The organism is Acidimicrobiales bacterium (genome assembly GCA_040219515.1).
In the GTDB taxonomy this organism is placed as follows: domain Bacteria; phylum Actinomycetota; class Acidimicrobiia; order Acidimicrobiales; family Aldehydirespiratoraceae; genus JAJRXC01.
On sequence record JAVJSI010000001.1, the window covers coordinates 148,488 to 160,418 of the forward strand.

The window sequence follows — 11,931 nt, forward strand, 5'->3', positions numbered from 1 at the left end:
GAAGCCCCCGACCGCCTAGTCAGGGAGCCATGAGAACGCGCGCTCAGCGCTCCTCTTTGAACATCACGTGCTTGCGGATCTTGGGGTCGTACTTCATGATCTCGATGCGTTCACGAGTGTTGGTCTTGTTCTTCGTGGTCACGTAGGTGTAGCCCGTGCCCGCGGTCGAACGCAGCTTGATGATGGGACGCTTGTCGCTTGCAGCCATGACCGTTCCTCAGACCTTCTGGCCGTTGCGGCGCATCTCGGCGACGACGGACTCGAGGCCGCGCTTGTCGATCGTCTTGATGCCCTTGGTGGACACGTTGAGCTTGATCCAGCGGCGTTCACTCTCAAGGTAGAAGCGCTTCACCTGCACGTTCGGATCCCAGCGACGGCTGGAACGACGGTGCGAGTGGGAGAGCTGCTTGCCAAAGTGAGGCTTCTTGCCTGTGACCTGGCAGATCTTCGACATCGGGGTTACTCCTGGGCGAACTTGAACGAGGAATGTTACCGCGGACCCCTCAGGACTCCACCCTCGCCGAGGCCGCGTCGAGACGGGCGCAGACCCACTCGTCCATCGCTGCATTGGCGAGCCGGGCGAGCTCGGCGGGATAGGCGTTGAACCCGTGGGGACAGCCCGGATAGACCCGCACGTCGGCCGCGGCTCCCGCCGCGTGCCAGCGGGCCGCCATGAACAGCGAATCGTCGAGCAGATAGTCGGCGGTGCCGACCGTGAACAGGGCGGGTGGCATTCCCGAGAGGTCACCGTAGAGGGGCGAGATCTCGGGCCGGTCCCGGTCGCGACGCTCGATCCCGGGAAGGTACAGATCACGAAAGGTCGGAATCCCCAGCCGGTGCTGGCTCGGCGTGCCCGTCAGGTCGAAGGCGCCGTAGACCAGGTTCGCCGCGACGATGTTGCCGAGAGCGTCGTGGCGGTCACGCAGCCGCTGCAACGCGATCGCGGCGATGTTCGCGCCCGCCGAGGACCCCATCACGACGTTGAACGACACCCCCCACTCGCGCTCGGCGTGCTCCAGCAGCCACAGGGCGGCGGCCTCGGCATCGTCGGGGCCGGCCGGGAACGGGTCCTCGGGACCGAGCCGATACGTCGCCGCGACCGTGACGCACCCCGTCGCCGCTGCGTGGCGCAGATTGAAGACATCGTCCATCTCGGGCTGCCCGAGGAAGAACCCACCGCCGTGCCAGTCCAACACCACGCCGCGCAGATCCCCGTCGGGCACGTGGACCCGGAGCCGGATCGGCCCGTGGGGTCCGTCGATCATCCGGTCGGCGAATCGGTCGGTCACCTCGACCGGATTGTCCGAGTAGGCCTCGAAGCTCTTGCGGGCGGCCCGAACCGCCTCGTCCGTCCACTCCGCCGGCGGCTCTCCCCGGAGACCCGCGACCAGCTCGGCGAGCCGCGTCATCTCGTCGACGTGGGTGTCGAGCTCCGGGTCGTGGAGAGGATCGGGAATCGGGCCGGCCATGGGAGGACCGTAGACCGCGTCCCTCGGTGCGCGCTCGAGTCACTAGCCTCCAAGGGGTGACCGTCGATCGAGTCCTCCTCGCCTCCCCCCGCGGCTTCTGCGCCGGAGTGGAGATGGCCATCAAGGCCCTCGCGTGGATGGTGCGGGCCTTCGAGCCGCCGGTGTACTGCTACCACGAGATCGTGCACAACCAGCTCGTCGTGCGCCGCTTCGAGGAATCGGGCGTCGTCTTCGTCGACGACATCGCCGAGGTGCCCGAGGGCCGTCCGATCATGCTCTCGGCCCACGGCTCGGCCCCCGAGGTCGTCGCCGCGGCACGAGCCCAGGGCGGCTATGTGGTCGACGCCGTGTGTCCGCTGGTCACCAAGGTCCACCACGAGGTGAAGACACGGGCCGGCAAGGGCTACCAGATCGTCTACGTCGGCCATGAGGGCCACGAGGAAGCGATCGGCACCATGGCCGTCGCCCCCGAGGCGATCCATCGGGTGGAGACCCCCGACGAGGTCGCCGCACTGCCCGATTTCGACAGCCCGGTCGCCGTGCTCGCCCAGACCACGCTGTCGCACCGGGAGTGGGCCGGCGTGCTCGACGCCACCCGGTCGAAGTTCCCTCAACTGTGGCAGCCCGAGCGCTCCGACCTCTGCTTCGCCACCACGAATCGACAGTCGGCCCTGATGGAGATCGCGCCCCGGTGCGACGCGATGATCGTGATCGGCTCGGCCAACTCGTCGAACACCAACGCCCTGGCTGCGCTGGCCGAGGAGGGCGGTTGCCCGCGGGTCTTTCGCGTCAATGGTCCCGACGAACTCCCCGACGACCTCTCGGGCACGGTCGGCCTCACCGCCGGTGCGTCGGCGCCCGAGGATCTCGTCCGCTCGGTCATCGACAAGCTCTCGCCGACCAACGGGGTCGAGGAGGTGCAGGTGACCGACGAGGACGAGTACTTCCCTCCGCCTCGCAACCTCCGCGAGCTCCTGGCCGCCGTCGACGCCGCGGCTGCGTTGACCATGCCGTCGTCCGCGGACCGCCGTCCCCTCGTCGACCGCGACGTCGACGCCAGCGACGTACTCGAATCGCTCCAATCCCGCCGGTGAACGCCCGCCCGGCCGCACTGGCCGTTCCGTTCGCGGCGGGCGCCGCCACCGCCCTCGCGCTCGGGATCTATGCCTCGGTCCACGAACCGACGGGCCGGGACTTCGTCCTCACCGGATTCTCGTCCGCGTCGTCGTGGAAGAGCATGTTCGCGTCGGTCACGGTGGTCCTGTTCTTCGTGCAGATCAGTCTCGGCCTGCGGATCGCCGGCCGACTCGGACCCCGACTGCCACCACCGCCATGGGCTCGCGACGTCCACCGACTCGTCGGGACGATCGCGTTCGGGATGTCGATCCCGGTCGTGTTCCACTGCCTGTGGACACTCGGCTATCGCGCCGACGACACCCGGCTCGCCCTGCACTCGCTGCTCGGTTGCGTCGCCTACGGCCTCTACGTCGCCCAGGTGCTCACCGTGCGTTCCGGCGACCGTCCGGAGTGGGCCGTGCCCGTCACCGGCGCGATGCTCGGTATCGCCATGATCGTCGCGTGGTGGACCAGCGCCCTCTACTTCTACGCAGGAATCGGCTCGTGACCCGCCTACGGAAGGCGACCTCGGCGGCCCAGTGGCTGGTGGGCACCGCCGCCGCCACCGCAGTCGTGCTGCTCTTTACGCTCGACGGCAGTCCCGACACCTCTGAGCTTCCGCTGGCCCGACAGGTCGGCGACATGGTCGACGAGGGACGCGAGATCTACGCCCAACAGTGTGCGACCTGCCACGGGGCCGAAGGTCAGGGTGGGCAGGGACCGCCACTCGCCGGCACGGTGCTCGTCAACTATCCCGACGCCGCCGACCAGATCGACATCGTCACCAACGGCGGTGACGGCATGCCGCCGTACGCCGACGTGCTCACCGAGCTGGAGATCGCGTCGGTCGTTGCCTTCACGCGCTTCGCCCTGGAATGAACCGCGCTCTGGGCTGAGGTTCAGGTCGACGCGGGCTCGTCGCCGGCCCGTACACGCGCCTCGATGTAGAGGTCGCCCAGCTGGTGGAAGAGCGTGTCGGTCAGGTCCTTCACCGCTCGTCGCGGCACCTTCCCGTTGACCTTCTCGGGCGGCGGGATCGGCGTGCCGATCACCACGACCACCTTGTGGAAACGCGGGATCCTGGCCCCGAGCGGCAGCGCCTTGGCGCTTCCCCCGATGCCCACCGGCACGATCGGCACCCCTGCCCGCGCGGCGACGAACGACGGCCCGTCGTGCACCTGCTCACGACGCAGACGGGGCCCTTCCTGGCGCGTCCCTTCCGGGAACATCACCAGTGGCTCACCCAGGGCCAGGACGTCCTCGGCGGCTCGCAGCGCGGTGCGATCGGCGCCGCTCCGCTCGACCGGAAACCCACCGAAGAAGGTCAGAAACGCCCCCAGCGGCTTCGAGTTCCACAGGCTCTCCTTACCCATGAACCGCAGTCGCTTCCTCGTGATCACGCCGACGATGGGCGTGTCGGCGAACGACCGGTGCACCGCGGAGAGAATGAACGGACCATCGGGCAGGTTCTCACGCCCGTGCACCTGGAGGCGGAACAGCACCTTGCAGATGGTGTAGACGAACAGCCAGAAGGGGCGGTACATGATGCGCCCGACGAGACCGTGTCGACTCCGCTCCGGCGTGTCGATCGCCTGCGAACCGTAGGTCACGTGCTTGCTCACTCCGGGCCCCGTTCCTCCAACAACCGAGCGATCTCCGTGACGACCTCGTCGATCGACAGGCCGGTGGTGTCGACCACCACCGCACCCGGCGCCTCGGTCAGAGGATCCGCGTCGCGTGTGCTGTCGAGCGTGTCCCGACGGGCGAGGTCGGCGGCCACCGTCTCGTAGTCGAGGTCGGACACTTCCTGGGCTCGGCGGCGAGCCCGCTCTTCGGGGTCGGCGGTGAGGTACACCTTGAGGTCGGCGTCGGGGAAGACGACGGTGCCGATGTCGCGCCCTTCGAGCACGCCGCCGTCGCGGCGGGCCGTCCACTCCCGTTGGCGGGAGACCAGCTCGACCCGCACGGCGGGGTTGGCGGCCACCAGGCTCACCGACCGGGTGACCTCGGGCCCACGAATCTCCACGGTTGCGTCGGCCCCGTTGACCATCACCTTCTCGAGTCCGACATCGAGTTCCATCGAGCGTGCCGTGTTGGCCGCGAACTCCAGGTCGGCGGGGTCACCGCCGGCCCGCAGCACGGCGTAGGCCACGGCCCGGTACATCGCGCCGGTGTCGAGATAGGGCAGACCGACCCGCTGGGCGACGGCCTTGGCAACGGTGGACTTGCCGGAGCCTGCAGGTCCGTCGATCGCGATCACACGCATGAGCGCACATCATGCCGCGTCATCGCAACTGTTCCAATGCCTCGAAGTAGCCGGGGAAGGTCTTGGCGACGCAGCCGGGGTCACGCACCGCCACCCCGGGGACCACGAGGCCGATGAGCGCAAAGGCCATCGCCATGCGGTGGTCGTCGTAGGTGGCGAAGGTCGCCGCCGCCGGTGGTCCCGACGGCCGGATGACCAGTCCTCCCGGGAACTCCTCCGCGTCGACGCCGCAACGGCGGAGCTCGGTGACCGGCGCGCCGATGCGATCGCTCTCCTTGCCCTTGACGAAACCGATGTCGGTGATGCGCGTCGGACCGTCGGCGAACGCGGCGACCACCGCGAGCGTGGGCGCGGTGTCGGAGATGTGGCGGAGGTCCACCTCGATGCCGTGCAGCGGTGCGCCCCGCACCTCGAGGTGATCGGTGCCGATGTCGACGAGGGCGCCCATGTCCGAGAGCACCTCGGCGAAGGCCACGTCGCCCTGGAGCGACGCCGCACCCAGGCCGTCGAGGCGGACCCGACCGCCGGTGATCGCCGCCGCGGCCAGGAAGTAGGAGGCAGCCGAGGCATCGGGCTCGACGACAAAGGTGCCGGGCGACGAGTAGCCGCCGCCGACCGTCCACGCGGTGCCGTCGTCGGCGCTGACCTCGGCCCCGAAGGACCGCATGACCGCCGCCGTCATCTCGAGATACGGGCGACTCACCGCCGCGGTGGTGAGCCGGGCGTCGAGTCCGTGGACCGCGCCGGCGAGCAGCAGACCCGACAGGAACTGGCTCGACACATCGGCCGGCAGGGCGATGCCCGCTGAGCGCAGGGGCCCGGTCAGCCGCAGAGGAAGACAGCCCGGGTCGCCGAGTTCCTCCACCGTGACGCCCATGGCGCGGAGCGCGTCGATCTGGTCGCCCATCGGACGGCCCCGGAGTTGGGGGGCGCCGTCGACCACCACTGGAGCCGCGCCGAGGGCGACCAACGGCGTGAGGAACCGTCCCGTCGTGCCCGACTGGCGGGCATCGACCCTGACCTCGAGGCCCGGAAGCTCGCCGCCACAACCATGCACGACCATCGATGCCGTCGCCGGGTCGGCGTCGATCACGATGCCGAGCGAGCGCAGTCCCTCGACCATCGCGTCGGTGTCCTCGGCGAAGAGCGCACCCTCTATCCGCGTGTCGCCGTCGGCCAGCGCCGCGGCGACCAGTGCACGGTTGGTGATGCTCTTCGAGCCGGGCAGCACGACCGTGGCGTCGGGCGGCGAGGTGAGCGGCTCGATGGGAAACGGATCGGGCAATGCCCTCGGGTCGGACACGGCGCGCGGGTAGATGACCATCGCTCAGCCGAGGGGACGAATCGACGGTCGGTAGCCGAGCACCATCAGCCCGCCCTGGAAGCGCTCGGCCATCGCCGATTCGACCAGCACCACGATGACGCCACGGGGTCCCTCGGCCGAGTGAGCGATCTCGAGGTCGTAGATGTTGACGTCGAGGTCGGCCGCGAGGGTCGCAACCGCGGCGATCTCGCCCTGGCGGTCGAGGACCGGGATACGCATCTCCGACATCTGCTCCGAGGACGGCGCGGTGGTCGGCAGATTGCGGCGAGCCTGGCGGGCGGCCTCGAGATGGCCGAGGAGTTGCTCGGTCTCACCGTTGGCGACCACGTCGCGAAGGCCGGCCAGCTCGCGGATCAACTCATCGAGCACATCGGTGATCGCGCCGCGGTTCTGCGTGCAGATGTCGGGCCAGATGGCCGGATGTCCGGCCGCCACCCGGGTCATGTCGCGAAAACCCCCGGCCGCCAGCCGCAGGAGCGAGCGATGCTCCTCCGCCCGGCCCTCGGCCACGCGCATCAGCGTCGCCGCCGTGAGGTGGGGCACGTGCGAGACGACGGCGACGAGCGTGTCGTGACGCTCCGGTGGCATCACGATCACCTGGGCGCCGAGGGCGGCCACGACCCCTCTGACCTCGGCAAACGCAGCGTCATCGGTGCCTTCGGTGGGACAGAGCACCCACATCGCGCCGCTGAACATGTCGGCCGAGGCGCCGGCAAGACCGTCCTGCTCGCTGCCGGCCATCGGGTGGCCGGGCACGAAGCGGGGATCGTCGACGAGCGCGGTGATCGGGCCCTTCACGCTGCCGACGTCGGTCACCATCGCCGCGCCCGCCTCGAGCGCGGCCGTGGCCAGCGCCGCCACCGAATTCACGGGGGTTGCGATGACGGCAAGATCACACTCGCCGAGTTCGCCGGCCTCGTCGATGGCGCCGATCTCGATCGCCTCGGCCAGATTTGTCTCGTCCTGATCGACACCGATGACGTGCCAGCCGATGTCGCGGAGGGCCAAGCCCACAGATCCGCCGATCAGGCCGACCCCAACGACCATCGCGGTCCGCGTGTCACTCACGGGGGACGATGCTACCCCTCGCCCGGCTCCCCCAACGACGAGTTCCCGCCGACGGCGATCTCGAGGCTGCGGACCTCGTCGCGTGTCAGTTCCCGCCACTCCCCCGGTTTGAGGCGACGGTCGGCGATCGGCCCGATCCGGGTGCGGACGAGCCGGGTGACGGGGTGACCCACTGCTTCGCACATCCGCCGCACCTGGCGGTTGCGACCCTCGTGGATCGTGATGCGCAGCAGCGAGTCGTCGACCGCGGTGACCCGGGCCGGCGACGTCGGGCCGTCGTCGAGTTCGACGCCTTCCCGCAGATTCCTGATGGCCCCGCGACTCGGCGAGCCCTCGACGCTCGCCAGGTACTCCTTCTCGACACCGAACGATGGATGGGTCAGGCGGTGGGTCATGTCGCCGTCGTTGGTCATGAGCAGCAGACCTTCGGTGTCACCGTCGAGGCGACCCACCGAGAAGACCCGGGGCTCCGAGGGCACCATCTGCACGACGGTGGGCCGACCCTGCGGGTCGTCGGCCGTCGTGATGACCCCGGTCGGCTTGTTGAGCAGGTAGTAGACGAGGCCGGGGCGAATGCCGACGACCGCGCCATCGACGGCGACCTCGTCACCATCGACGTCGACGCGACGACCGAGCACCGCGACATCGCCGTTGACCGTCACCCGCCCCTCGGCGATGAGGTCCTCACAGACCCGGCGACTCCCGAAACCGAGTCGGGCGAGCACCTTCTGCAAGCGCTCGCCGTCGGTGTTCACGACTCGTCGGGCCCGGGTTCGGTCCTGGCTTCCGGTTGGACGTCGGCTTCCGATTCGGTGCCGGCTTCGGCCTCGCTGCCGGCCTCGGCCAGGACCTCGGCGTCGGACACGACCCGCAGACCGCGCTCGAGAGCCTCGACCACGTCGGTGCCCGGGAAGAACTCACCCAGCGGCGGGAGATCGCTCACCGAATCGAGGCCGAGCCGTTCGAGAAAGGTCGGCGTGGTGCCGTAGAGCACGGCCTGGCCGGGACCAGGATCGCGCGCGACCTCGTCGACATAGCCCCGCTGCTGCAGCGTCCGCATCACGCCGTCGACGTTGACGCCACGAATCGACGCGATCTGATTGCGCGACACCGGCTGTTTGTAGGCGACCACGGCAAGCGTCTCGAGCGCGGCGGCCGACAGTCGGGACGACTGGCCGTCGAGCACGAAGCGCTCGACGTACGGGGCCTGATCGGTGGCGGTCTGGTAGCGGTAGCCGCCGGCCACGCGGGCGAGCATGAACCCTCGACCCTCGACCTCGTACTGGTGAGCGAGATCGGCGCAGGTCGTCTCGACCTCGTCGACGGAGGCCCCCACGAGCTGGGCGAGCAGGGCCGACGGCAAGGGTTCGTCGGCGACCAGAAGGATGGCCTCGAGGGCCGGCGGGATGTGTTCGGCGACCATTGCTACCCCTCGTAGGTGTCGATCGTGATGGCCTCGGCCGACACCGAGTCGTCACCGACCCAGACCACGGTGATGTCGCCGAAGTTGCCGTGCTGGTCGAGCTCGACCACACCCTGCTTGAACAATTCGAGCACGGCGAGGAACCGCACCACGACCTCGATGCGGTCGACCAGCTCGGACGTGAGTTCGCGGAACGTGATCCGGCCCATCCGAGGCAACTCGTCGACGAGCTCCTCGACCGCCTCGGCCACAGTGACCTTGATCGGTGTGACGTGGGAGAGGTCGACGCGCACCACGGGCTTGGGCGCAGTGGCCTTCAGATACGCGGCGCGCAGGTCCTCGGGCGTCGTGTTGTCGAGCAGATCCGGCGCCAGGCCGATGAAGCGCTCCTCGACCGGCCCGACGCGGCGGGCGTAGGAGCGCGCCGCATGGGCCGAGAGCCTGCGCAGCACGAGGGCGGCGTCCTTGAAGGTCTTGCACTCGACCAGCCGGGCCAGCAGCAGATCGCGCTCCTCCCACAGCCCCAGCTCGTCGTCGAGATCGATCTCGGTGTCGTCGGGCAGGAGCCGGCGGGCTTTCAGTTCGACGAGGGTCGCCGCGATCAACAGGAACTCGGTGGCGACCTCGAGATCGAGCCGATCCATCTTGTCGAGCTCGACGAGGTAGGCATCGACGATCTCCGACAGGTTGATCTCGTAGAGGTCGACCTGCTCCCGCAGGATCAGATGCAGCAGGAGATCGAAGGGTCCGTCGAAGACCGATGTGTGCACCTCGTACGACATTCAGGTGACCCTAGACCGCGAAGGCCCGGGTGCCATGCTCCCGACTCGGCGTTCTAGGTTGGCCCGGTGAGTTCGACTTCGATTGCCTGGTTCCGCCGCGATCTGCGCCTCGACGACAACCCTGCGTGGGCGGCCGCCTGCGAGGCCGACCACACAATCGCGCTCGTGGTGATCGAGCCGACGCTGCTCGATGCGGCCGGTCCGTTTCGCCGCGACGCCTTCCTCCACGGTCTCCACGATCTGGATTCGCAACTCCGCGAACACGGTGGCCGTCTGCGGGTCGAGACCGGTGATCCGGCCGAGATCGTGGCCCGCGTCGTCGAGGAGACCGGCGCCGAACAGGTCCACGCGAACGCCGATGTCACCCGCTGGTCGCAGGCACGAGACGATGCCGTCGACGCGGCACTGGCCGACCCGCTCGTGCGGCACTGGGGCACCCTCGTGCAGCCACCGGGCAGCGTGCTGACGAAGAAGGGCACCCTGTCGCGGGTGTTCACGCCCTTCCACAAGGCGTGGGCCGAGGTACCGGTCGAACCTGCGGTCTCGGGCGAACCCAACTCGCTGGCATCGACGACCACCGACGACATTCCCGCCGTCTCCTCGCCGACTCCGCCGACCGCGGCGGAGATCGTGGACCGGGCCGTCGAGCGGGCGCCCGACTACCCCGATGAGCGCGATCGCCCCGACCACGCGGGAACCACCGAGTTGTCGATCGCCCTGCGATTCGGCCGGGTCTCGGCCCGCGATCTCGCCCGCACGCTCGGACGGAAGCGCAACGACGGCGCCGGGGCCGTTGTGCGTCAGCTCGCCTGGCGTGACTGGTACGCCCACACGACCTACGCCCGACCCGACATCGACCGCGTGGCGCTGCGCCCCGACTACGACCGGATCGAGTGGGAGACCGGCGACGACGCCGACCGGGCGTTCGCCGCCTGGCGCGACGGACGCACCGGCTACCCGATCGTCGATGCCGGCATGCGTCAGCTCGCCGAGACGGGCTGGATGCACAATCGCGTCCGAATGATCGCCGCGTCGTTCCTCGTCAAGGATCTCCTGGTCGACTGGCGACGGGGTGAGCGTTGGTTCCGCCACATGCTCGCCGATGGCGACATCCCCCAGAACGCGGGCAACTGGCAGTGGGTTGCCGGCACCGGACCCGACGCGGCCCCGTACTTCCGCATCTTCAACCCGACCACGCAGAGCGAGCGGCACGATCCCGACGGCACGTACATCCGTCGCTGGGTGCCCGAACTGGCCGATCTCGACGACGAAGCGATCCACGAGCCTTCGGCCGTCGCTCCGCTCGACCTCGAGGCGGCGGGCGTCACCCTCGGCGACACCTATCCCACTCCGATCGTCGACCACGGCGCCGCCCGCGACGAGACCCTCACCGTCTACAAGCGGGCGCTCGAGGCGGCCGACGACGCCGACACCGAGAAATGACCGACACGGCGGCGCCGCGGCCGTACCATGCGACCCCATGACCCGCGTCTTCTCCGGCATCCAGCCCACGGGCGAACTCCATCTCGGCAACTACCTGGGCGCCATCCGCAACTGGACCCGGATACAACACGCCGACGCCATCTATTGCATCGTCGACCTCCACGCCATCACCGTCCCGAAAACCCCTGGCGAGGTCGGCGAGGCGACGATGCGTCTCGCCCAGCTGCTGGTCGCCTCCGGACTCGATCCCGAGGTGTGCACCCTGTTCGTGCAGAGCCATGTGCGCGAACACACCGAGGGCGCGTGGCTGATGCAGTGCAACGTCTCCTTCGGGGAGCTCAGCCGCATGACCCAGTTCAAGGACAAGTCCGACCAGCACGAATTCATCTCCGGCGCGCTGTTCACCTATCCCGCCCTGCAAGCCGCCGACATCCTGCTCTACGACACCGACGAGGTGCCGGTGGGCGAGGACCAGCGCCAGCACATCGAGATCACCCGCGACATCGCCGAGCGGTTCAACTCCCGCTACGGCGAGACCTTCGTGCTGCCCCAGGCCGTCGTTCCCAAAGCCGGTGCCCGAGTCATGGATCTCCAGCGCCCCGATGCGAAGATGTCGAAGTCGCTCGATTCCCCCAAGGGCACCGTCGGGCTACTCGACGACCCGAAGCAGATCGCCAAGAAGATCAAGAGCGCCGTCACGGACAACGACGGCGAGGTCCGCTTCGACTTCGCCGAGAAGCCGGGCGTTTCCAACCTGTTGTCGATCCTGGGAGCGGCCACCGACCGCGATCCTTCAGTCCTGGCCGACGAATACGAGCAGTACGGCCAGCTCAAGGTCGACACCGCCGACGCCGTCGTCGCCCTCCTCGAACCCATCCAGCAGCGGTTCCGCGAGCTCGAGGCCGACCCGGGCGAGACCGCCCGCCTCCTCGCCCTCGGCGCCGACAAGGCCCGCGCCGTCGCCGCCCCCGTCCTCGCCCGCGCCAAGTCCAACCTCGGCCTCCTCCCCACCTGACCCCGCCGAACCCGCCGAACCCGCC

Annotated in this window: 15 protein-coding genes; 5 read left to right on the forward strand and 10 right to left on the reverse strand. The window is 69.1% G+C overall.

Going from position 1 to position 11,931, the window contains the following annotated elements:
• Positions 1 to 43: 43 nt before the first annotated feature.
• From rpmG to RIB98_00770, 3 genes are read right to left on the reverse strand one after another with little or no spacing between them, the layout of a single operon-like run.
• Entirely contained in the window at positions 44 to 208 is a 165-nt protein-coding gene (rpmG, locus tag RIB98_00760) for a 50S ribosomal protein L33 (protein ID MEQ8839485.1), read from the reverse strand.
• A 9-nt stretch (positions 209 to 217) separates the two neighbouring features.
• Positions 218 to 454, reverse strand: a complete 237-nt coding sequence (gene rpmB / locus RIB98_00765) for a 50S ribosomal protein L28 (GenBank protein MEQ8839486.1) — start codon at positions 452 to 454, stop codon at positions 218 to 220.
• Between the two features lie 49 nt (positions 455 to 503).
• A complete protein-coding gene (locus tag RIB98_00770; GenBank protein ID MEQ8839487.1) occupies positions 504 to 1,469 on the reverse strand; it encodes an alpha/beta hydrolase in 966 nt (321 codons plus the stop codon).
• A 56-nt stretch (positions 1,470 to 1,525) separates the two neighbouring features.
• On the opposite strand from RIB98_00770, the gene ispH reads away from it, so the two are divergent.
• The 3 genes from ispH to RIB98_00785 are packed head-to-tail and all read left to right on the forward strand — an operon-like array spanning position 1,526 to position 3,464.
• Positions 1,526 to 2,563: a 4-hydroxy-3-methylbut-2-enyl diphosphate reductase gene (gene ispH, locus RIB98_00775; GenBank protein ID MEQ8839488.1), complete on the forward strand. Its 1,038-nt coding sequence runs from the start codon at positions 1,526 to 1,528 to the stop codon at positions 2,561 to 2,563.
• On the forward strand, positions 2,560 to 3,093 hold the full coding sequence (locus RIB98_00780) for a DUF6529 family protein (GenBank protein ID MEQ8839489.1): 534 nt from the start codon (positions 2,560 to 2,562) through the stop codon (positions 3,091 to 3,093). The genes ispH and RIB98_00780 overlap by 4 nt, the downstream gene beginning before the upstream one ends.
• Positions 3,090 to 3,464, forward strand: coding sequence for a cytochrome c (locus RIB98_00785; protein ID MEQ8839490.1), 375 nt, complete (start codon positions 3,090 to 3,092; stop codon positions 3,462 to 3,464). Before RIB98_00780 ends, RIB98_00785 begins: the two co-directional genes overlap by 4 nt.
• Positions 3,465 to 3,484: 20 nt before the next feature.
• Here the strand turns inward: RIB98_00785 and RIB98_00790 are convergent, their stop codons facing one another.
• Genes RIB98_00790 through RIB98_00820 form a run of 7 tightly spaced genes read right to left on the reverse strand, consistent with a single transcriptional unit; the run spans position 3,485 to position 9,448 of the window.
• On the reverse strand, positions 3,485 to 4,207 hold the full coding sequence (locus tag RIB98_00790) for a lysophospholipid acyltransferase family protein (protein MEQ8839491.1): 723 nt from the start codon (positions 4,205 to 4,207) through the stop codon (positions 3,485 to 3,487).
• Positions 4,204 to 4,851, reverse strand: coding sequence for a (d)CMP kinase (gene cmk, locus RIB98_00795; GenBank protein MEQ8839492.1), 648 nt, complete (start codon positions 4,849 to 4,851; stop codon positions 4,204 to 4,206). The genes RIB98_00790 and cmk overlap by 4 nt, the downstream gene beginning before the upstream one ends.
• 19 nt (positions 4,852 to 4,870) lie before the next feature.
• Positions 4,871 to 6,175, reverse strand: a complete 1,305-nt coding sequence (gene aroA / locus RIB98_00800; GenBank protein MEQ8839493.1) for a 3-phosphoshikimate 1-carboxyvinyltransferase — start codon at positions 6,173 to 6,175, stop codon at positions 4,871 to 4,873.
• 3 nt (positions 6,176 to 6,178) lie between these two features.
• Complete coding sequence (locus RIB98_00805; GenBank protein ID MEQ8839494.1) at positions 6,179 to 7,243, reverse strand: prephenate dehydrogenase/arogenate dehydrogenase family protein; 1,065 nt, start codon at positions 7,241 to 7,243, stop codon at positions 6,179 to 6,181.
• Between the two features lie 11 nt (positions 7,244 to 7,254).
• Positions 7,255 to 7,998, reverse strand: coding sequence for a pseudouridine synthase (locus tag RIB98_00810; GenBank protein MEQ8839495.1), 744 nt, complete (start codon positions 7,996 to 7,998; stop codon positions 7,255 to 7,257).
• The gene (gene scpB / locus RIB98_00815; GenBank protein MEQ8839496.1) at positions 7,995 to 8,666 is read right to left on the reverse strand and encodes an SMC-Scp complex subunit ScpB; all 672 of its coding nucleotides are present in this window, start codon (positions 8,664 to 8,666) and stop codon (positions 7,995 to 7,997) included. The genes RIB98_00810 and scpB overlap by 4 nt, the downstream gene beginning before the upstream one ends.
• A gap of 2 nt (positions 8,667 to 8,668) precedes the next feature.
• The gene (locus RIB98_00820) at positions 8,669 to 9,448 is read right to left on the reverse strand and encodes a segregation/condensation protein A (GenBank protein MEQ8839497.1); all 780 of its coding nucleotides are present in this window, start codon (positions 9,446 to 9,448) and stop codon (positions 8,669 to 8,671) included.
• Positions 9,449 to 9,514: 66 nt separating this feature from the next.
• On the opposite strand from RIB98_00820, the gene RIB98_00825 reads away from it, so the two are divergent.
• Positions 9,515 to 10,891, forward strand: a complete 1,377-nt coding sequence (locus RIB98_00825) for a deoxyribodipyrimidine photo-lyase (protein ID MEQ8839498.1) — start codon at positions 9,515 to 9,517, stop codon at positions 10,889 to 10,891.
• A 37-nt stretch (positions 10,892 to 10,928) separates the two neighbouring features.
• Complete coding sequence (gene trpS, locus RIB98_00830) at positions 10,929 to 11,906, forward strand: tryptophan--tRNA ligase (GenBank protein MEQ8839499.1); 978 nt, start codon at positions 10,929 to 10,931, stop codon at positions 11,904 to 11,906.
• The last annotated feature ends 25 nt before the right edge of the window (positions 11,907 to 11,931 follow it).

Excerpts from the sequence above, each read along its gene's own strand:
- rpmG (MEQ8839485.1), bottom strand. The coding sequence starts at position 208 with ATGGCTGCAAGCGACAAGCGTCCCATCATCAAGCTGCGTTCGACCGCG.
- rpmB (MEQ8839486.1), bottom strand. The coding sequence starts at position 454 with ATGTCGAAGATCTGCCAGGTCACAGGCAAGAAGCCTCACTTTGGCAAG.
- RIB98_00770 (MEQ8839487.1), bottom strand. The coding sequence starts at position 1,469 with ATGGCCGGCCCGATTCCCGATCCTCTCCACGACCCGGAGCTCGACACC.
- cmk (MEQ8839492.1), bottom strand. The coding sequence starts at position 4,851 with ATGCGTGTGATCGCGATCGACGGACCTGCAGGCTCCGGCAAGTCCACC.
- aroA (MEQ8839493.1), bottom strand. The coding sequence starts at position 6,175 with ATGGTCATCTACCCGCGCGCCGTGTCCGACCCGAGGGCATTGCCCGAT.
- scpB (MEQ8839496.1), bottom strand. The coding sequence starts at position 8,666 with ATGGTCGCCGAACACATCCCGCCGGCCCTCGAGGCCATCCTTCTGGTC.
- RIB98_00820 (MEQ8839497.1), bottom strand. The coding sequence starts at position 9,448 with ATGTCGTACGAGGTGCACACATCGGTCTTCGACGGACCCTTCGATCTC.
- trpS (MEQ8839499.1), top strand. The coding sequence starts at position 10,929 with ATGACCCGCGTCTTCTCCGGCATCCAGCCCACGGGCGAACTCCATCTC.